This is a genomic window from Agrobacterium sp. V1, assembly GCF_030518355.1.
Lineage (GTDB): Bacteria > Pseudomonadota > Alphaproteobacteria > Rhizobiales > Rhizobiaceae > Agrobacterium > Agrobacterium cucumeris.
This window is the reverse complement of record NZ_JAULSF010000002.1, coordinates 426,289-447,139: the sequence shown is the minus strand read 5'-3', so window position 1 is coordinate 447,139 and position 20,851 is coordinate 426,289. Positions and strand designations below refer to the sequence as shown.

The window sequence follows — 20,851 nt, the reverse complement described above, 5'->3', positions numbered from 1 at the left end:
CTTTGTCCTCGATGAAAGGGAAAAGTCTCGGCCCGCAGCAAAGGGGCCGGGTCTGGTGAAACGATCAGGATGCGGCGATATGCGCGAAGGCGAGGCTTCCCGCCACACCTTCGGCACCGATGGTGTGATCGGCGATACGCTTGTTGAAGATGGTAATTTCTGGTGCCGCGACGATATCGATGGCCGGCACGTCCTCTACGAGAATCTGCTGGATTTCCTTCCATTGCGCGACGCGCCTGTCCGGGTCGATCTCGATGGCGGCGGCTTCGAGAAGCGCATCCACCTTCGGATTGCTGTAGGCCGCACCATTGGAGAAAGGCACACCCTTCTTGAAGTTCTTCGACCAATAAAGCCGCTGCACGCCGACGGTCGGATCGAAGAGATTGCTCATGCCCTCATAGGCAAAATCGAAATCGCGATCCGTGTAGATGCGCTTGGTATAGGTGGCGAAATCCTGCGTGCGCACCGTCACGTCGACGCCGACTTTCGCCAGCGCCTGGCGAATATAATCCGCGCCGCGCGGATAGGCTTCGGTGCTGGGCACGTAATCCAGATTGAGCTTGAAACGGATGCCATCCGCACCGCGCTTGTATCCGGCCTCATCGAGAAGCGCTTCGGCGGCCTTCAGATCGATCGGATAGGTCTTCAGGTCCGCAACGAACCATTTCGTCAGCTTCGGATTGATCGGGCCGGTGATGGTCGCGCCGTAACCGTAATTAACGGTGTTGAATATGACGTTGCGGTCGATCACATGCGCGAAGGCGCGACGGACGCGCACATCCTTGAACACATCCTTTTCGAGATTGAACTCCACGCGGCTGACGGAATTCGAATATTGATAGCCATTTGTCTCAAAACCGAGGCTGGGAAGCTCTTTCAGGCGGTCGAGATCGCTATAGGCGACCGGCGTGCTGGGGGCGAGATCGATCTCGCCGGTTTCAATGGCAATCGCGCGGGCGGATGCGTCGGGAATGAAGCGGACGATCAGCTTGTCGAGATAGGGGCGCGGCGCATCCCAATAATCGGCATTGCGCTCGAAAACGATATGGCTGCCGCGCACCCACTCCTTGAACTTGAACGGACCAGTGCCGATGGGGGCGAGATTGACCGGGTTTTCCGTCACTTTCGTGCCTTCATAGAGATGTTTCGGCACGATGGGCGTTTCGGCGGCGGCGAGAGCCGTTATCAGGTATGGCGCTGGTTTGGAAAGAACCAGAACCGCCGTCAACTCATCAGGCGTCTCGACGCTTGTGAGGTTCAGGAATGTATTGCGACCGCGCGGATGCACTTCCTTGATGGTATTGATGGAGAAAGCCACATCGGCTGAAGTGAAGGGCTTGCCGTCATGCCACTTTACGCCGGGCCTCAGCTTGAAGGTGTAGCGCAGGCCATCCGCGCTCACATCCCATGATTTGGCCAGCAGCGGCTTGGGATTGAGATCGAAATCATAGGTCAGCAGACCTTCGGTCACTTTTGGCGATATATAGACGGAATTATAGGCCGTATGCGCGATCGTCGTCAGCACCGGCGGTTCCGATGAGATGAGCAGGGTGGCCGTGCCGCCACTTGCCGGCTCCGCAGCGAGGAGCTTCAGCCCCGGCAAAGACACCACGCCAAGCGCCACCGAGGCCAGCAGGAAACCTCGCCGCGTCGTCTGGTTGAAAATAGTCATACGATACCCTCTCCTTGATTGAACCGGCGAAAACCCGGCAAACTGAACGGTCGCGCTTAGGAAGAAGTTTGTTCCGCAGAGGAGAGTGAGTTTGGCATGAAGAACCAACCATTCTCATAATTAGGAATTATCTTTTCTTTATGACGCATATTTCCGTAAATTTCAGAAAATAATTCTATTACTCTTTGACAAATTCCATAAAATTAGTCAACTAATGCTCACGCCTTTCGAGGCTGATTTTATGTTTCCCACGCTTACGGACTGGAGCCGATGTCGAATTCGAAACGGATTTTATCGCAGGCAAGACGGGTGGCCATTCAGGCCATTCCGACGGTTCTCGGTATCGTCATCCTGAACTTCTTCCTGCTGCAGCTGGCGCCGGGTGATGCCGCCGATGTGCTGGCAGCGGAAGCGGGTTCGGCAACCGTCGAGACCATGGCGGAAATCCGCTCCCGCTTCGGACTGGATTTGCCGGTTCTGCATCAGCTCATGAACTATCTCGGCAATCTGGCCCAGTTCAGCCTTGGTTTTTCGCCGCGATACGGCATGCCGGTGGCAGACCTTATCGGCCAGCGCCTGCCCGGCACGCTTGCGCTGATGGGCGCAGCCCTTGGTATCGCGATCTTCGTCGGCGTGTTCCTCGGCTCCATCATGGCGCTTTTCTCCGGCAAGCTGCCGGACCGGATCATTTCGATTGGCTCACTGATCTTTTATTCCGTACCGGGTTTCTGGATCGGCCTGATGCTGATCCTGACCTTTTCCGTCAAGCTCGGCTGGCTTCCGTCCGGCGGTGACAGCACCATCGGTAGCAGCCTTACCGGGTTTTCAGCCTTTCTCGACAGGCTGCGCTACATCGTGCTCCCTGCCCTGTCGCTGGCGCTTTATTTTCTGGCCATTTATGCCCGCCTCACCCGCGCGGCGATGCTGGAAGTGAAATCCCAGGACTATGTGCGCACGGCGCGCGCCAAGGGCGTTTCGCCGCTCAGGCTCACCACACGCCACATCCTGCGCAACGCGCTCATCCCCATCACCACCATGGCCGGCATGCATATTGGCGGCCTGCTCGGCGGCGCCGTCGTGGTTGAAACCGTCTTCAGCTGGCCGGGCCTTGGCCGCCTCGCCTTCGAAGCCGTCATGGCGCGGGATTTCAGCGTGCTGCTCGGCATTCTGCTTCTCTCCTCCCTCGTCGTCATCATCGTCAATGCGGCCGTGGACCTGTTGCAGGCATGGCTTGACCCCCGCATCGGAGAAAGCCGATGAATTCCTCCCACACAACAGCGGTTCTCAACACGGCGGAACTTGGCGCTGAAGAGACCAATCCCAAACCGAAAAAGCCGGAAGAAAAGGCCTGGCCCTATATCCATGCCCCGGATGCGCTTTCGGCCCGCTCCGTCTCCGTGCCGCGACGTGGACTGCGGCGCGAACTGAAAATCTTCCTCACCAATCCCAATGCCATCGTCGGGTTGCTGTTTCTCGCCACCGTCATCGTCACCGCACTGATCGCCCCGTTGATCTATCCCGGCGATCCCCTGGAAATGGTGGCCCGCCCGTTCCTGTGGCCGGGCCAGAACGCGGCCTATCCGCTCGGCACTGATTCCATGGGCCGGGATGTTCTGGCCGGCATCGTGCATGGCGCGCGCATTTCGCTCACCGTCGGTGTCGTGGCAACGCTGATCGGCCTCACCATCGGCATCGCGGTTGGCGCCTTCGCCGGTTATTTTGGTGGCGTCATTGATGACATCCTCGTCAAGCTGATCGAAATCTTCCAGACCTTGCCGAATTTCGTGCTCTTGGTGGTACTGGTCGCCATCGCCCAGCCGTCTGTCACCACGGTCACGTCAGCCATCGGCATCATCACCTGGCCGCTCGTTGCGCGTCTTACCCGTGCGGAATTCCGCGCCATTCGCGAAAAGGATTATGTGCTCGCCGCGCGTAGCCTCGGTTATGGCCATGCCCGCATCGTTTTTCAGGAAATCCTGCCCAATGCGCTGCCACCGATCATCGTCACCTCATCCGTCATGGTGGCGGGCGCGATCCTCATGGAAGCAGCGCTGTCCTTCATGGGGCTTGGCGATCCCAACCGTGTCTCCTGGGGTTCGATGATCGGTTCCGGCCGTGATGTCATCCGCACGGCCTGGTATCTGACCGCCCTTCCCGGCCTTGCCATCGTCTTCACCGTCATTTCGCTGAACCTCATCAGCGATGGCCTCAACGATGCGCTCAACCCCCGTTTTTCGGAGGAACGCCGATGAGCAAACTGATCGAAGTCCATGATCTCTCCGTCAGCTTCGGCTCAACCCAACCGGTCAAAGGCGTCAGTTTCGATGTCAGCCCCGGCGAAATGCTGGCGATCGTCGGCGAAAGCGGCTCCGGCAAATCCCTGACGGCGCTTGGCCTGATCGGCCTCCTGCCCTCCCACGCCAAGACCGGCGGCCGGGTTCTGCTCGAGGGCCGCGATCTGCTGCCGCTTTCCGAGCGGCAATGGCGCGGCATTCGCGGCCGGGATATCGGCATGATCTTTCAGGAGCCGATGACCTCGCTCAACCCCGTGCTGACGGTCGGCGAACAGATCATCGAGGTGCTGCGCATCCATGAGAAGATCGACCGGCATCAGGCGCGCAAACGCGCCATCGAGCTGCTGGACCTCGTCAACATCCCCGATGCCGGCCGCCGGGTGGATGATTATCCGCACCAGCTTTCCGGCGGCATGCGCCAGCGTGTGATGATCGCCATCGGCGTTGCCTGCAATCCGAAACTCCTGATCGCCGACGAGGCGACGACGGCTCTTGACGTGACGATACAGGCGCAGATCCTGCAGCTGCTCGACAATCTGCGCCGCGATCTCAACATGGCGGTCATCCTCATCACCCACGATCTCGGCATCGTGGCACAATGGGCGGACCGGGTGATGGTCATGTATGCCGGCCGCAAGGTGGAAGAAGGATTGCCGGAACCGGTTTTCTCCAACCCCTACCACCCCTATACGCGCGGCCTGCTTGCCGCCTCGCCGCGCGCGGAAGACGGCCAGCATTATCGCGACGGGCCGCTCATCGAGATTCCCGGCTCCATCGTTTCCGCCACGGGGGAACGCGGTTGCGCCTTCCGACCGCGCTGTCCGAGCGCCCGTGGTTTCTGCGGGCAATTCGTGCCGCCGCTGAGGCCGATTTCGGAAGGCCGCTACGCCGCCTGCCCCTTCGTTGCTCCCACATCCCAGGAGGTGTCCGATGACGCTCTTGTCAGTGCATAGTCTTTCCACCCACTATACGGGCGGACGCGGCACCGTGCGCGCCGTCGATGACGTCTCGCTTGATATCGAGGCGGGCGAAACCGTGGCACTGGTGGGCGAATCCGGCTGCGGCAAATCCTCGCTCGGCAAGTCGCTGATGCGTCTGGTCGAGCCGTCTTCCGGCAGGATCACCTTCAAGGGCGCTGATGTGACGGCAATGACGCCTTCGCAGCTGCGCGGCATACGCCGCCGCATCCAGATGATCTTTCAGGATCCCTTCGCCTCCCTCAATCCGCGACAGACGGTGCGCACCATCCTTACCGGGCCGCTGAAAGTGCACGGCATCGGCGACCGGGCGCGCCAGCGGGAGATTGTTGAAGCCATCGTCGCGCAGGTTGGCCTGCCCACGGATTCGCTCGACCGTTATCCGCATGAATTTTCCGGCGGTCAGCGCCAGCGCATCGGCATTGCCCGCGCCCTGGTTTTGGAACCGGAACTGGTGGTCTGCGACGAGCCGGTCTCGGCGCTCGATCTTTCGATACAGGCGCAGATCCTCAATCTTCTGGTGGAGATGAAAAAGCGGCTTTCGCTGTCCTATCTCTTCGTCTCACATGATCTGTCCGTGGTGCGTTATTTTTCCGACCGCGTGCTGGTCATGTATCTCGGCAAGATCGTCGAAAGCGCACCGACATCGGAACTCTGGGCTTCTCCGAAGCACCCTTATACTCGCGCCCTTCTCGCTGCCGTTCCGGATCCCGCCCGCCGCAAGCAGGCCGCGCCCATTTCCGGCGATCTGCCGAGCCCGCACGATCCGCCATCCGGCTGCCGGTTTCACACACGCTGCCCGCTCGCCACCGATCTCTGTCGCGAAAAAGCGCCGGATTACACCCTTTTCGGCAAGAACCACGCCGTGGCCTGCCACCATGCCCAATAACTTAAAGGAGCAACCATAATGGTCGACTATCGCTATCTCGGACGCAGCGCGCTGAAAGTTTCACCGCTGAGCCTCGGCACGATGATGTTCGGAGGCCCGACACCGGATGATGTGGCCTTCCGCATCATCGACAAGGCACGCGAACAGGGCATCAACTTCATCGACACCGCCGATGTCTATCACGACGGCAAGTCGGAAGAGGTCGTTGGCCGCGGCATCAAGTCCACGCGCGATCACTGGGTTCTGGCGACGAAATTCGTCAATTCCCATACCAAGGGCCCGAACCTTGGTGGCCATTCGCGCAAATGGGTGATCGAGACCGTCGAGAATTCGCTGCGCCGCCTCAACACTGACTATATTGACATCCTCTATTTCCACCGCGCCGTCTTTGATGCGCCGCTGGAAGAGCCGGTGCGCGCCATCGCCGATCTCATCCGCGCCGGCAAGCTGCGCTATTTCGGCGTGTCGAACTTCCGCGGCTGGCGCATCGCTGAAATTTCGCATCTGGCCGATCAGCTTGGCATCGACCGGCCCGTTGCCAGCCAGCCGCTCTACAACATCGTCAACCGCACGGCCGAAGCCGAGCAGCTGCCGGCGGCCAATCATTATGGCCTTGGTGTCGTGTCCTATTCACCGCTCGCACGCGGCGTACTGACCGGCAAATATCAGCCGGGCGAACAGCCGGGTGCCGATACCCGCGTTGGCCGTGGCGACAAGCGCGTTCTGGAAACGGAATGGCGTCCGGAATCGGTTGAAATCGCCCAGAAGGTCGCGGCCCATGCCGCTTCAAAGGGCGTTTCGGCGGCGGATTTCGCGCTCGCCTGGGTGCTGAACAACAAGTTCGTCACCGCCGCCATTACCGGCCCGCGCACCGAAGAGCACTGGAACGGCTATATCCGCGCCCTCGATGTGAAAATCGATGCCGAAGATGAAGCACTGGTCGACAGCCTTGTGACAACAGGCCATCCCTCGACACCCGGTTTCAATGATCCGAGCCATCCCGTCGAAGGCCGCGTGCCGCGCAATCTCGAGGCCGCACACCGCCCGGCGCTCAAGCCGCGCGCGGTCGCCTGATCGTCCAGACGAACATGCCTGCGGCGCGATTGTGCCGCAGGCTATAACATCCGCTCACGGGAAAACCGCAATGTCCAATCCGAAACTACAGACAACCACCACCGACAATTCCGGCGTGCCGAGCCGTGACGAGATTCTGGCCCGGGCAAAGGACATTGCGGCTATCGCGGGCCGGGATGCCGCCCGCCGCGAGCGCCAGCGGGAACTGCCCTTCGATATCTTCGCCCTTATCAAGGAGGCAAAGATCGGCACGCTGCGTGTCCCCGAAGCCAAGGGCGGACCGGGCGGCTCGATTGCCGACTATATCGAAGTGCTGATGATCCTCGGCGAAGCCGACAGCAATATTCCGCACGCGCTTCGTAGCCATTTCAATTTCACCGAAAATCTCGCCCTTGCGCCCATCGAGCTGGAGGACCGGCGGCATCTTGAACAGGTCCTCGCCGGCAAGCTCTTTGCGGGCGCCAGCACCGAACAGGGCACCAAGCGCCCCGGCGAAATCACCACGCGGCTGAGTGCCGATGGCGATCGCTACCGGCTGAACGGCCGCAAATGGTATGCGACCGGTACGGCCTTTGCCGATTTCGGCACCTTCAGCGCCATTGGCGATGACGAGCAGCCGATCGGCGTGCTCATTCCGCTTGATCGCACCGGCATCACCATTCTCGACGACTGGGACAGCATGGGCCAGCGCATGACGGCAAGCGGCGGCGTGTTGCTTGAAAATGTCGAGGTGCTGCCGCATGAGCTGACGACCCGCAAGCTTGGCACCCAGATCGGCCGCCACAGCTCGGCCATGCGGCAGCTGCATCTCGCCGCATCTGCTGCCGGCGCCGTTCAGGGCGCGCTTAATGACGGTGTGGAATATGTTCTGCGCCAGGCGCGCACCACGCTTCACAGCGCTGCGGAAACCGCCAATCAGGATCCCTTCGTGCAGAAGATGCTGGGTGAAATCAGTGCCGGAGCTTTCGCCGTCAAGACACTCATCCGCGAAGCCGCCAGAACGCTCGACCGAACGGCTGCAGCCTTTGCAAATGGTGACGAAGAGGCCATTGAGGCAGCCCTGCTGGAAGGCTCGCTCGCCACCGCCCGCACCCAGATCATCGCCTCGCAGCTTTCGCTGACCGTCGCCACCAACCTCTATGAACTCGGCGGCGGCTCGGCGACCTCGAGCGACCGGAATTTCGATCGCCACTGGCGTAACATCCGCACGGTCTACAATCACAATCCGCTTGCCCACAAGGCGCGGGTGATTGGTGACTATTACCTCAATGGCACCACGACGCATCTCAGGGAAGGCCGGGTGTTCTGACCATGCGGAAGATGCAGGCGGCAAAGGAGGAACAGCAATGAGAACGGAGTTTGTCGCTCCCGCCGCGAGCCGGGCAGCTTTTCGCCTGCCCACACTTTCCCGCCTGCCGCCGCTGACCGCCTTGCGCGCCTTTGTGGTGGCCGCCCGCCATGCGAGCTTTTCGCGGGCGGCGGAGGAACTGCATGTCTCCACCGCCGCCATCGGCCAACAGGTCCGTATTCTCGAAACCCATCTCGGCCAGCCGCTTTTCAGCCGCCAGCGCGGTGAATTGCTGCTGACGGATGCCGGCAGCGCGCTTTATCCCGGCCTTGCCGATGCTTTCGAGACCATGATCGGCAGTCTTTCCGACCTGATGGTTTCGAACGCACGACCGCAGTTGAAGGTTCTGGCGGAAGGTTGCTTTGCCGCCCGCTGGCTGGCGCCGCGGCTGGGCAGCATCGTTCCGGCCCTCGGAGACGTCGAGCTTTCGATCGAATCCATCGAGGGCGAAACCGTCGATCTCACCCATTTTGATGCCGATTGCGCCATCGTCGCCACCCACGCGCAAATTCCGGGCTTTCTTCACGAGCCGCTTTTCGCCGATACCGTTAGCGCTGTCTGCACTCCCGAGTTCGCAACCCGCCATGGGCTTGCAGGCGAGCCCGCCCAATTGCGGGATCTCGGCTTTGCGATGTTGCGCGGCAATGGCCTGGACGCCGCCTTCGAATGGGCGAACTGGCTGCGCGCCTGCCGCATTCCGCTCCGGCTTTCGGCGACAGGCCCACGTTTTACGCGCCAGACGGCGCTGATAGAAGCAATCTTATCTGGCCATGGCATCGGCCTCGCGCGCCACTCGCTGATTTCGGAAGAGCTGAAAAACGGCCGCCTGATCGCCCCCTTCGGCTCACCACAGCCGACTGCAAGCCGTTACCACCTGCTGACCAGTCCTGACAGGCGGCGGCTGCCGGAGGTCGCATCTCTACTCGCTCTGTTGCGCGAGGATATACGCTCCCTCGAAGCCGCCGCCTGAACACGCCCGTCCCACCTCAGGCGCGTTCCCTTTGCAACTCTCTGGCCGCGTAGATGTTATCCGGCCGTGGCAGGCCATAATGGTCGCGCAGCGTATCGCCTTCGTAATCCTCACGGAACAGGCCACGCCGCTTCAGGATCGGCACCACCTCATCCACGAAGATATCGAACCCACCATTCAGCCATGGCGGCATGATGTTGAAGCCATCGGCTGCGCCTTCGCGGAACCAGGTCTCTATCCAGTCTGCCACCTGTTCCGGTGTTCCGGAAATCACCTTGTGGCCGCGCCCGCCGGCAAGCCGGTGCAACAATTGTCGGATCGTCGGGTTTTCCCGGTCTATGACATCGAGGACCAGCTGATGGCGGCTGCTATCCGCCTGCGCGCGCGTCGCCTCGACGGCCTCTACTGGCAGCGGCTGGTCAAGATCGGCCGATGACAGGTCTATGCCTGTCATGCGCTGCAATTGCCCGAGCGAAAAGGCCGGCTGGATGAGATCGTTGAAGGAGGCCTCGAGCTTGCGCGCCTCCTCTTCGGTGGAGGCGATGAAGGGGCTGATGCCCGGCAGGATTTTCACATGGGCGGGGTTACGCCCCGTGGCAGCAACACGTCGCTTGATGTCAGAATAAAAAGACCGCGCACTCTCCAGAGTCTGATGCGCGGTAAAGATTGCCTCAGCATAGTGAGCCGCAAAACCACGGCCCTCCTCCGAGGAGCCTGCCTGCACATAGACCGGCCGGCCCTGTGGTGAACGAGGCACGTTGAGCGCGCCCCGCACCCGATAAAATTCCCCATCGTGATTGGCGGGGTGGATGCGGTCTGTCTCGGCAAACAGACCGCTTTCCTTGTCGGCGACGATGGCATCGTCTTCCCAGCTGTCCCAGAGCTTCGTCACCACATCGACGAACTCGATGGCCTGACGGTAACGGTCGGCATGCGGCGGATGTTTCTGGAGATTGAAGTTGCCGGCCGCCGCATCCGCCGAAGTCGTGACGATGTTCCAGCCAACCCGGCCGCCGCTGATATGATCGACGGACGCAAACAGCCGCGCGAGATTGTAGGGCTCGTAATAGGTGGTGGAGGCCGTGGCGATGAAGCCGATCTTTTCGGTGACGGCGGCGAGCGCCGAAAGCATGGTGATCGGCTCCAGCCGGTGGCGGGCGGCGTAGCGGATATTGGCGTCCAGCACCGGCGCATCGGCAAAGAAGATCGCATCCAGTTTCGCCGCTTCGGCCTTGCGGGCGATATCCTGATAGAGCTTTATATCGGTGACGCGATGCGGCTCCGAATCCGGATGCCGCCATGCAGCCTCATGATGTCCGCCAGGATAGATGAACGCATTGAGAACCAGCTTTTCGGATTTTCTGCTCATGGAAATGACCTCTTATTCGCTCTGATGCGGCTTGAAACCGAAGGAGGCTCACGCCTCCTTCGTCACCCAGGCTTTGGCGAGATTGCCGCTCAGCCCCTCTGCGCCTGTCGCGTAGTCCTTGATGCGTACGCTGCCGACGACCGGCTGGATGGGAGAGACGAGATTGATGACGGGAAGATCCCTGGCGACAACGGCCTGAAATTCCTTGAAGAAAGCCGCGCGCTTTTCGATATCCGGCTCCACTGCCGCCGCTTCCAGCAGCCGGTCCACTTCCGGATTGGCGTAATGGCTGGCGTTGGAGAACGGCAGGCCGATCTTGAAGTTCTTGCTCCAGTAGACGCGCTGCACACCGGCTGTCGGATCGAAGGTGTTGGAGAGGGATTCCACCGAAAGGTCCCAGGCGCGGTCGGTATAGACGACCTTCACATAGGTGCCGAAATCGAATTTCTGGATATCCGCCTCGATGCCGATCTTCGACAGCGCCTGCGCGATGAAATCCGAATAGGTCTGCGGATTGAACGGGTTGGTGGTGACGCGCAGCTTGAAGCGCTTGCCGCCGTCCTTGCGCGGAAAGCCTGCCTCATCCAGCAATTTCTCCGCCTGCGCGACGTCGAACTTGGCAAAACCGATATCCGCATTGTGGAACTTCGCAAGGCCGGGGCTGATCGGCGTCGGCGATGGCACGGCATAACCATAAAGCACGGTATCGATGAGCGCCGGAACGTCGATGGCATGGGCGATGGCCTGCCTGACCTTCAACTCCTTGAGATATTCGTTCTCAAGGTTGATGACGAGCTGGTTCTGCTGGCCGGCATAGGCATAGATGCGGTCATCCACCTTCAGCGTCGGAATGGATTTCAGCCGTTCCAGATCGGCAAGCGCGACCGGGTTAGGGCCAATATCCCCTTCGCCGGTTTCCAGTGCGGCAGCACGGGCACCCGCATCGTTGATGAGGCGGATGATGACGCGGTCGAGATGAGGGCGCGGCGCATCCCAATAATCGGCGTTTTTCTCCAGCAGGATATGACTGCCCGGCACCCATTCCTTCAGCACGAACGGGCCGCTGCCGATGATCTGGGCGGGTTTCGGATTATCTGTCGGCTTGAAGGTTTCGAAAATATGCTTCGGCACGATTGGCGATTCCGACGAGGCAAGCGCGGTGATCAGGCCCGGGGCGGGCTTGGAAAGCTTCACCTTCGCAACCAGCGGATCTGATATATCGACGCTTTCAACGTTCGAGAACGTCGCCCGGCCGCGCGGATGCGCCTCTTTCAGCCGAAGGATGGAAAACTCCACATCCGCCGATGTCACCGGTTTGCCGTCATGGAATTTCGCATTCGGCTGCAGATGGAAGACATATTCCAGCCCGTCGGCTGAAACGCTCCATTCCCTAGCAAGACTTGGCTGGGGCGACAGCTCGTAATCATAGGTCAAAAGCCCGTCGTAAATTTTCGAACCGATGAACTGTGGGCCGCCCGCACTGGTATTGATGGCCACGAGCTGGGTCGGTTCAGGGAAATATACGATCTTCAGCGTGCCGCCCGAAACGGGCTCTTCGGCAGCGGCGAAAGAGCCGCCCGGAAGCGCCACGAATGCGCCGGCGGCAAGTGCAATCTTATGAAACTGGCGTCTGGAAATGGTCATGTCTGTCTCCGAAAAAATCCGATGTGCGGGAGCGGCAACTCAATGCAACTGCGGGAACCCGTGGCGCTCGGCGAGGATTTGCAAAATGCGTTTGGTGTCCTGAATGAAGTGCGTATCGCCCTTTGCCGCGGCGTCAGCGGGCGCCTCGCCGGCAAAGACGAACAGCGGCAGCGACTGGTTTTCTTCACCCACGGCGGCGATGACCGCCTCACGCGGGCGCTGAAAACCGACACGGCGGATATCGATCTGCCCCGCTAGGTCTGGAAAGGCGGCAAGCAGGCCCTCGATCTGGTTACAATGCGGGCAGACGAAGCGGACACCCGGGTGCTTGGGGTCTTCAAAACCGGGGGAGATCAGAAAAAGCGTGTCCTTGGCCATGGCATCCATCATGTGAGGGTGAGATTTCCAGTTCACAGTGCAGGCAGCCAAAGCGTGGGTCCAGAAAGCAATTCTTGCTTTGAAACGAAGAATTGCTTTGCGTTAAATTATTGATGAAATTGATTTTTTTGAAATTTCAAATGCCGGCATCGGTGTTCCTGCCGGCCTGTTCCAAAAGCAATGTTTTTCCCGAAAATACCATTATCACGCGACAGCGAAAAAAGGCCGGACAGCAATTTTCAGCAATAAAAAACCCGACAGAATTGCCGGGTTAGAGTTGATGAGGAAGATCGTAGACCGCTCTACCGTCATGCCGGGCTTGATCCGGCATCCAGCCACGGCGCGTCTGCGCCGTGAGAGGACTCTCTCGCGATCAAGGACTTGATCACGCTGGACCCCGGATCAAGTCCGGGGTGACGGAGTGGGGATGAACTCACATTTCAAAACGCTTACTCGCTTTTCCAGGCCGTCGACAAATCCCCATAGGCAATGTCGATGGTCGTGACGAGCGACTTCAGACTGGTATTGCGCAGAATGACGGTCGGCAAAGCGACGATGGAGAAATTCGGCAGGTCGTCACCAGTGATTTTCTGGATGTCGTGGAATTGCGCCGCCCGCTTCGTTTCATCCACCTCGATGGCGGCCGCACGGAAAAGATCATCCACCTTGGGGTTATTGTAGTGGGCGGCATTGACGTAAGGCGCCGGGTTCTTGATGCCATCGGACCAGTAGAGACGCTGCACGCCCGCCGTTGGATCGAACAGCCGGCTGATGCCGTTCACCGTCAGGTCAAAACCGCGCTCGGTGTAAACGCGCTTGATGAAGGTGGCGAGATCGCCTTCGACGATGTCTACCTTCACGCCGAGTTTGCCGAAGGAAGAGCGCAGATATTCTGCTGTTTTGCGGAAGACGTCGGATGGCAGGAAGGCAAGCCGCAGCGAAAAACGGGTACCATCAGCACCTTTCGGGTAACCAGCCTTGTCCAGCAATTCGTTCGCTTTGGCGAGATCAAAGGGATAGGTGAAAGGCTTTTCATCATTATAGGCGGTGAAGACGGCCGGGATGTTTGAACCAGCAGGTTTGGCCGTTCCGAAGAAGATCGCGTCATTGATGAAATCGCGGTCGATGGCATGGGCCAGCGCGTGCCGGACTTCCTTTTTGGCGAGGATCGGGTTTTCCAGATTGAACTCGAAGATGGCGGCATTGTTGAGATAGGAGTCTGTATAGACCTCCACCGCAAGCTTCGGATTTTGCCGAAGACGCTCCAGATCGCTGTAGGAAACGTCAGCGGTGTAATCCGCCTCCCCCGTTTCCACGGAAATGGTGGTGGAGGCCGCATCCGCAACGAAGCGTGCCACGAAACCATCGAGATAAGGCAGATCGGCCTGCCAGTAATGCGGGTTCTTCTTCAGCTTCACATAGCTGCCGCGTTTCCATTCCTCGAACACGAAGGGGCCGGTGCCGATGGGCGCATTGCCGTTCGGGCTTTCATTGTAGTTTTCCGAAGCATAGGCGTGGGCCGGCAGTATGGGCGTTTCGCCGCCCGTCAGCGCCCGCAGAAGGTAGGGTGCGGGTTTGGAAAGCACCACCACCGCCGTCAGCGGATCGGGCGTTTCGATATCGGCAATATTGGCAAAGGTGATACGCCCGCGCGGACCGACCTTCTTGAAGGCAAGCAGCGAAAACTTGACATCCTGCGACGTGAAATCCTTGCCGTCATGCCATTTTACACCCTTGCGCAGCTTGAACGTGTGACGCAGCCCGTCTACCGATGTTTCCCAGCTTTCCGCCAGAACCGGATGCGGTTTGAACTCGCTGTCGAACCGCACCAGCCCTTCAAGGATTTTCGTGGAAATGGCGCGGGTGCGCGTATTGGAATCGGAAAGCGGCACCAGTGTCGTCGGCTCGCCGAGACCCGCAAGAGTAACGATTCCGCCCTTTTTCGGCGTTTCCGCCGCCAGTGCGGGCAAGGACGGCAACAGCATGGCCCCGGCAAGCGCGGCACTCAAAAGCAATGTCTTACGTCTTGTAATATTCATGGATGTTTCCCTTTGTGAAATTGTTTTCAAATGTTCAGGCAGCCTTCAGCCGCGTCTCCACCAGGCGGGCAAACAGCGTGGCGCCAACCGGCAGGATCGCGTCATCGACGATGAAACCGGGATTGTGGGCAGGCACGGTGCCGGAATGGCCAAGGGTGAAAAATGCGCCGGGCGCGTGTTTCAGGAGATCGGCGAAATCCTCGCTGCCCATGAAGCGGCCCGGCTCGGTGGAGACGCGCTCGTCTCCCAAAACCTCGCGGGCCACGCCGGCAACGATCTCCACGGACACATCATCATTGGTGAGAACCGAGAATATGTCGCGAATATCTACCTCGGCGGTCAGGCCATGGGCGGCGGCAATATGATCGGAAATCGTGTGGATGCGCTCCCGGATGGTTTCGCGCACGCTGTCGGAAAAAGCCCGCACCGTTCCGGCAATCGAGGCCGTTTCGGGAATGACATTATACGCCGACCCCGCCTCGATGCGCGTGATCGACAGCACGGCGGGATCGGTCGGCGACACGTTGCGGCTAACGATCGTCTGCAAGGCCTGGATGAGTTCGCCCGTGGCCGGCACCGGGTCGCGCGAGACATCGGGATGGGCGGCGTGGGCGCCCCTGCCCTTCAGCCGGATATCGAAGAAATCCGCACCTGCCAGAATGGTGCCAGGCGAAACCTTGAGATGATTGGGCGCGGCATGGGTGGAATTATGCAGGCCATAAATCTCGTCGACCGGAAAATCCTTGAACAGCCCATCGGCAATCATGGCGCGCGCGCCGCCAAGACCTTCCTCGGCCGGCTGGAAAATGAACACCACCGTGCCGGCGAAATCGCGGGTTTCCGCCAGATAACGGGCGGTGCCGAGCAGGATGGTAGTGTGCACATCATGTCCGCAACCGTGGAACTTGCCGGGATAGACCGACGCATAGGGCAGTCCGGTTTCCTCCGGCATCGGCAGGGCGTCCATATCGGCCCTGAGCCCGATGGACCGGTTACCCGCATGGCGGCCGTGCAACACGCCGACCAGGCCGGTCTTGCCATAACCGCGATGCACCTCGATTCCCCAGGAGGCGAGCTTTTCAGCGACGATGCCTGAGGTGCGCACCTCCTCGAAGCCGATTTCCGGATGCTGGTGCAGATCGTGGCGGATGGAGACGAGTTCGGGAACATAGGTCCCGATCCGGTCCAGAATTTTCGGTGCTGATGTTTTGACGGGATCGACGGCGATATTCACGGTATCTCCTCAGGGCAAACAATATCGTTTTCGCAATCGGGCGATTGCAAAGGGGGTTAGCTTCGGAACTGGAAAATCAGGGCTGGTAAGGCGTCAGAGCCTCAGGCCAGCCTCCTTCATCAAGGGCAGAATGCGCTCGGCGAAGTAATCAAGGTCTTCACGGAAATCGTAGAAATTCAGCTGAACCCCATCGATGCCGGCCTTTTTTAAACCGACAAGCTGCTCGACCACCTGTTCCGGCGAACCGATGATTTCAATATTGCCGCCGAGATTACGCCCCTGCTTGTGGCGCGCATCGCCGCGGCCGCGCCAGGCATGGGCGTCGCTGTCGTAATTATTGGTGGCGAAGGCGCGGGTGCCGGCCTGCGGTTTTCCAGCCTCGATGGCATCGGCATAGGCAATCGCCTCCTTTTCCGTATCGCGGCTGACGATGATCGGATTGATGAGCGTCTTCACCCGCCGGCCATAGGCTTTGGCGCGGTTCTTGACAGTCGCGACATGATCGGGAAGGGTTTCCAGCGCGCTGTCTATATGCGCCCCGCCGGGCGAAGTGACGAAAACCAGATCGGAATGGCGGGCCGCGAAATCAATGCCGGCGGGCGACCCCGTCGCCGTCACCAGCGGCGGGCGGCCAAAGGCGGGTTTCGGCGTGATCCAGCCATTGTTGATCGCCCAGGGATTAAGCTTGCCTTCATAGGAGAAGTTTTCTGTCTCAGCCCACAGGCGGTGGAGCACATCGAACAATTCACCCGCCATATCATAACGCTTATCATGGTCGATCCGCTGCCAACCGAACATTTCGTGCTCGATGGCACGGTGGCCGGTGACGATATTAATGCCCCAGCGCCCCTTGGCGATATGATCCAGCGTCGCGCCATATTTGGCGAGATGCAGCGGATGCAGAGGCCCGTAAAGCACATGGATGGTGGAGATCAGCAGAATGTTCTTGGTGACCGCCGCCATGGCGCCGAGCGCGATGAAACTGTCGAGCGAGGATTCGCCGTCATATCCGCCCTTGGGCAGCCATTGGGTGCGGCTAAAGGCGATTTCGAAACCAAGTTCCTCCGCCCGCTTCACCAGTTCGACGTTATAATCGAAAGTCCAGCTGTTGCTGGTCGGCAGGCTGGAGAAATTGATGTCCTGCAGATTGAGGAACAGGCCCAGCATCAGCGGCTGTTTTACCGCCCGGCTGAGCGGGCTGTCGTCAAAATCGGCAGGACTTTTCAGTTCAAGACCTTTCAGCTCCGAACCATCGGGCAAAGGAACACTTAGCGCCATGTCTTTTCTCCCTCGGAATGATCACCCTGCGGTGCGGCTGCGGCCAACCGGGTGCGCAGGTAGCTCTCCACGCCGCGGGGTTGACGACCGGTGATCTGGTCGATGGTATCGGTGACGGATGCCGCCAGACCTTCGCGGATAAGCTGACCGAATTCGCCGATCGCTTTCTGTTCGAACACGCCAATATCCGGTGGAAAGGCCAGCACGGCATCATGCGAAACACCAACCGGCCGATGCAGGATACGGGCCGCGATGCGGGCGATCTCCAGCCCCGTCAGGGCTTCGCCGCCGGTCAGCACCAGGGGGCCGGCAAGCGGTTCATCGCCTGTCAGCGCGTGAACCGCCACGTCGGCGATATCGTCGGCATCAATGAAGGAGACGGCCGCATTGCCGAACCGGGCGGGCACATCCTCACCCTTGCGCAGCGCGGCGACAACGGGTTCCAGCGCCACCTGCATCCATGCATTCGGCCGCAGTACCGTATGCGTTACGCCGGTTCTGGCGAGATGCGCCTCCACCTCGGCATGGGCCGCACCCGAGATGGAGCGGGCGGCATTTTCAATGGTCCAGTCAGAGCCGGATATTTTTACGATCCGCAAAGCACCGGCCGAGAGAGCCGCATCGATGACCACCTTCTGGTCAACCGCCAGCGTTTCCCCGATGGGGGAAAGCACAAAGACGGCATTTATGCCGCGTGAAGCCTCCTTCAGGCTGGCCGGATCGGAAAAATTCCCCTCCGCAATCTCGACCCTGTCACCCCAGAGCTTCAGTGCATCCTCGCGCCTGCGGGTCAGCACGCGAACGCTCTCCTGTTTTTGCAGAAGACGGCTGACGACACGCTGGCCGAGCTTACCAGTTGCACCCGTTACAAGAATGGTGGCTGCCATGACGTCCTCACTTTCCAGCTTTGTGTTGTGCGGTCTCTTGCAGTGAAGAAAGAGCACGTGGATCGGCCCAGTCCCGCACATCGAAATCGTCAGGGATAAATTTCCATTCCAGCAGGAAATCCTTGAAATGGCTCAGCGCATCCAGCTCCGCCGGGTCGAGATCAAGCCGCAGATTTTGGTGCACATCCGCGCCATTGGCAGCCAGGACCGCCTCTTCGCTGACGCCGATCTCGCGGGCGATGAAACGCACGGCCTCCGCCGGATTGTCATTTGCCCACCAGGCAACCCGCTGAACGGTGGCCACCAGTTCCGCCACCAGATCGGGCCGCTCATCGGCAAAGGTAGCGTCCACCGTCAAGGGACGTGGCGTGCCATTGTTGATGCGGATTTTCGGATCGGGATGAAACCCGGTTGATACGACGACCTGAGCACCGATGAGATTGGCGACGGTGACACCTTCGGCGCCCTTGACGAAAAATGCATCGATCTGGCCGCGGTGCAGTGCTGCAATTTCCTCGCCATAGGGAAGCCGCCGGCGCAGGCCATGGAAGCGCTCATCCGTTGGACCAAGCAGCACCGGCTCTCTTGCTGTCAGATCGACGAGTTCGACATCGGCAACGGTGAGATCGGAAACGGTGAGTGCCGACACGATGCCCTTCAGCGACGTGGCGCGCTGGAAATCGATGGTTTCATTCGGACGTTTCGGCAGGCCGATGCGCCGCCCCTTCAAATCGCGGCCCTTGCTTATTCCACTTGCGGGCAACGCAATGACCGCCTGAAACTCATCGGTTCTCGTCAGCCCCACCAGCCGCGTCTGCCGGCCACCCGCCTTCGCCCAGATTGGCGGAATGTTGCCGCCCTGGCGGAAGGACCAGTCCAGCCGATGATCAAAATGGCTCTGCCTGATAGCCGGATCTGCCGCATCTCGAATGGAGGAAACGGAGATGCCGTGACTGGCAAAACGCTCCTCTATCCAGCCAAGCTGCACCGCGATGGAGAGCGGCGTTGGTGCCGGGCAGCGGGTGTACCAGAGGGTTACGGGTTGGGTTGCTTGGCGAAGGGCGGCATCAGCCATGGCGGTCGTCCTCGAAATTGCGATCTGGACAGCACGCTACACGCCGCAGGGTATTTTCTATAGATAAAGTGTACTATTTAGGAGGCGATTGAAGAAATTCATTTCCATAACACTAGGCCCTCGCATGGTGAAGGAAATATCCTTTCGAAAATGGCGTAATTTTCGAACATAACGCCCAACGCAGCCACTCCTATCAGGGGCATCCACGTGGGAGCCGGAAAAGCCATGGCTCGAAAGTTTTTCTTCTCCCAGTAGCAAGGATTTTTAACTCGCGACCGCAATCGCGGCTGTTACGCTTTCGGATAATTACACCCGCCACAGGCTGGAATCCCATACAGACGGAAAAATAAAAGCATGAGCAACACCAAACGCCGGCTCAATCTCAATGTCGGCATCAATACAACGGGATATCTTCCCAATGCCTGGAAATACAGAAGCGGAGACCGGCACGATATCAATGATATCGGCTATTACCGGCGGCTGACGGAACTGGCCCATAAAGGCCGGTTCGACGCTGTTTTCCTCTCCGACCACCCGGCATTGCTGACTGACCCGGCCAGTCGCCCATTTCACACCATCGATCCGCTCATCCTCTCCACCTCACTTGCCGCGCAGGTGCCGGATATCGGTTTTGTGGCGACGATATCCTCCACCTATAATTCACCCTATAATTTTGCGAGACGAACGCAGTCTATCGACGTGGTCACCGGCGGCCGGCTGATCGTCAACATCGTCTCCTCCTTCAATCCCAATGTCGCGGCCAATTTCGGCAACGATCCGCTGCCACCACGCAGCGAACGTTATGCCAAGGCCACCGAATTTCTCGATGTCGCGAAAAAGCTCTGGTCGAGCTGGGATCCGCGCCGTGAGGGAGATGTGCCGGAAGATCGCTTCTGGGATGCGGCAACGGCGGAAACCATCGATCACGAGGGGCAATATTTCCACGTAAAGGGCCCGCTCAACGTTCCACGCGGGCCGCAGGGACATCCCGTCATCGCGCAGGCCGGCGCTTCCGAAGGTGGCATCGATCTGGCGGCTCGCCATGGCGAGATCATCTATTGCAACATCCTGTCACGCCCGGCGGGTCAGGCCTTCGGCAAAAAGGTGCGTGACCGCGCTGTCTCTTTCGGCCGCGATCCCGCCGGCATCCGCATCGTTCCCGGCCTTGTCGTCATTCTCGGCGAGACCCGTGAGGACGCGCTGCGCAAGCATGAACTCTTCAGCGGGACCGGCTCGGAAGACGGGCTTCTGGCGCGTTTCGCCAAGGAAAACGGCATTGATCCGCGCGATTTCAACCCGGATATAAAACTCGATGGCGAGCGCTTCATTCCCGACCAGAACCGGCAATGGGCCGTTGGCATGGGGCTTGGCCTTTCCGAGCTGCTGACCCATGAAAAGCTCACCGCGCGTGAGGCCGTGCGCCGCTCCGAGGGGCACCACCGGCTGCTGCTTGGCACACCGGAAGAGGTGGCGGATGGCATCATCGACCTCTGGCAGGATGGCACCGTGGATGGCTACACCCTGCAGCCACCGCGCGCGCCCGATGATATTGCCGAATTCGTCGAAAAGGTCGTGCCGGTGCTGCAGGACCGCGGCGTTTATCCGCGTGAATATGACGGTGCGACGATCCGCGACCGCTATGGTCTGCCTTATCCCGATTGAACCAAGGATGTGGCGCGGGTAAAGCGCCACACCTCCATCGCCCGCCATTTGTGCCGTTCCC

General features: G+C 59.8%; 17 protein-coding genes. 8 read left to right on the top strand and 9 right to left on the bottom strand.

Annotated features, from left to right (window positions below):
* Window positions 1–64: 64 nt before the first annotated feature.
* Window positions 65–1,672: an ABC transporter substrate-binding protein gene (locus QSV77_RS16230; RefSeq protein ID WP_302734266.1), complete on the bottom strand. Its 1,608-nt coding sequence runs from the start codon at window positions 1,670–1,672 to the stop codon at window positions 65–67.
* Window positions 1,673–1,942: 270 nt separating this feature from the next.
* Between QSV77_RS16230 and QSV77_RS16225 the strand changes: the two genes are divergently transcribed.
* The 7 genes from QSV77_RS16225 to QSV77_RS16195 all read left to right on the top strand — a co-directional run bounded on the left by QSV77_RS16225 (window position 1,943) and on the right by QSV77_RS16195 (window position 9,224).
* Window positions 1,943–2,932 carry an ABC transporter permease gene (locus QSV77_RS16225; protein WP_262531212.1) on the top strand — a complete coding sequence of 330 codons (990 nt, stop codon included), beginning with the start codon at window positions 1,943–1,945 and terminating at the stop codon, window positions 2,930–2,932.
* Window positions 2,929–3,924, top strand: a complete 996-nt coding sequence (locus QSV77_RS16220) for an ABC transporter permease (RefSeq protein ID WP_065117477.1) — start codon at window positions 2,929–2,931, stop codon at window positions 3,922–3,924. Before QSV77_RS16225 ends, QSV77_RS16220 begins: the two co-directional genes overlap by 4 nt.
* Complete coding sequence (locus QSV77_RS16215; protein ID WP_065117476.1) at window positions 3,921–4,919, top strand: ABC transporter ATP-binding protein; 999 nt, start codon at window positions 3,921–3,923, stop codon at window positions 4,917–4,919. Before QSV77_RS16220 ends, QSV77_RS16215 begins: the two co-directional genes overlap by 4 nt.
* Window positions 4,897–5,832, top strand: a complete 936-nt coding sequence (locus tag QSV77_RS16210; RefSeq protein WP_174033855.1) for an ABC transporter ATP-binding protein — start codon at window positions 4,897–4,899, stop codon at window positions 5,830–5,832. Before QSV77_RS16215 ends, QSV77_RS16210 begins: the two co-directional genes overlap by 23 nt.
* A gap of 18 nt (window positions 5,833–5,850) precedes the next feature.
* Window positions 5,851–6,906: an aldo/keto reductase gene (locus tag QSV77_RS16205; RefSeq protein WP_065117474.1), complete on the top strand. Its 1,056-nt coding sequence runs from the start codon at window positions 5,851–5,853 to the stop codon at window positions 6,904–6,906.
* Between the two features lie 70 nt (window positions 6,907–6,976).
* Window positions 6,977–8,215 carry an acyl-CoA dehydrogenase family protein gene (locus QSV77_RS16200; RefSeq protein WP_302734263.1) on the top strand — a complete coding sequence of 413 codons (1,239 nt, stop codon included), beginning with the start codon at window positions 6,977–6,979 and terminating at the stop codon, window positions 8,213–8,215.
* A gap of 37 nt (window positions 8,216–8,252) precedes the next feature.
* Window positions 8,253–9,224, top strand: a complete 972-nt coding sequence (locus QSV77_RS16195; RefSeq protein ID WP_302734262.1) for a LysR substrate-binding domain-containing protein — start codon at window positions 8,253–8,255, stop codon at window positions 9,222–9,224.
* Between the two features lie 16 nt (window positions 9,225–9,240).
* On the opposite strand, the gene QSV77_RS16190 is transcribed toward QSV77_RS16195, so the two are convergent.
* The 8 genes from QSV77_RS16190 to QSV77_RS16155 form a co-directional block, all read right to left on the bottom strand.
* Window positions 9,241–10,593: an LLM class flavin-dependent oxidoreductase gene (locus QSV77_RS16190; protein WP_302734261.1), complete on the bottom strand. Its 1,353-nt coding sequence runs from the start codon at window positions 10,591–10,593 to the stop codon at window positions 9,241–9,243.
* 48 nt (window positions 10,594–10,641) lie between these two features.
* Window positions 10,642–12,237 carry an ABC transporter substrate-binding protein gene (locus QSV77_RS16185; protein WP_269699246.1) on the bottom strand — a complete coding sequence of 532 codons (1,596 nt, stop codon included), beginning with the start codon at window positions 12,235–12,237 and terminating at the stop codon, window positions 10,642–10,644.
* Window positions 12,238–12,276: 39 nt separating this feature from the next.
* Window positions 12,277–12,627 (bottom strand): DUF3088 domain-containing protein, encoded by a 351-nt coding sequence (locus QSV77_RS16180; protein WP_142843646.1) that lies wholly within the window; start codon window positions 12,625–12,627, stop codon window positions 12,277–12,279.
* 437 nt (window positions 12,628–13,064) lie between these two features.
* Window positions 13,065–14,654 (bottom strand): ABC transporter substrate-binding protein, encoded by a 1,590-nt coding sequence (locus QSV77_RS16175; protein ID WP_302734260.1) that lies wholly within the window; start codon window positions 14,652–14,654, stop codon window positions 13,065–13,067.
* 34 nt (window positions 14,655–14,688) lie between these two features.
* Window positions 14,689–15,888, bottom strand: a complete 1,200-nt coding sequence (locus QSV77_RS16170) for a M20 aminoacylase family protein (RefSeq protein ID WP_302734259.1) — start codon at window positions 15,886–15,888, stop codon at window positions 14,689–14,691.
* Window positions 15,889–15,981: 93 nt separating this feature from the next.
* Window positions 15,982–17,166: an LLM class flavin-dependent oxidoreductase gene (locus tag QSV77_RS16165; RefSeq protein WP_302734258.1), complete on the bottom strand. Its 1,185-nt coding sequence runs from the start codon at window positions 17,164–17,166 to the stop codon at window positions 15,982–15,984.
* A complete protein-coding gene (locus QSV77_RS16160) occupies window positions 17,157–18,053 on the bottom strand; it encodes an NmrA family NAD(P)-binding protein (RefSeq protein ID WP_302734257.1) in 897 nt (298 codons plus the stop codon). The genes QSV77_RS16165 and QSV77_RS16160 overlap by 10 nt, the downstream gene beginning before the upstream one ends.
* 7 nt (window positions 18,054–18,060) lie before the next feature.
* The gene (locus tag QSV77_RS16155; RefSeq protein WP_302734256.1) at window positions 18,061–19,128 is read right to left on the bottom strand and encodes an ABC transporter substrate-binding protein; all 1,068 of its coding nucleotides are present in this window, start codon (window positions 19,126–19,128) and stop codon (window positions 18,061–18,063) included.
* A gap of 354 nt (window positions 19,129–19,482) precedes the next feature.
* Here QSV77_RS16155 and QSV77_RS16150 point away from each other — a divergent pair, with 354 nt between their 5' ends.
* On the top strand, window positions 19,483–20,790 hold the full coding sequence (locus QSV77_RS16150; RefSeq protein ID WP_302734255.1) for an NtaA/DmoA family FMN-dependent monooxygenase: 1,308 nt from the start codon (window positions 19,483–19,485) through the stop codon (window positions 20,788–20,790).
* The last annotated feature ends 61 nt before the right edge of the window (window positions 20,791–20,851 follow it).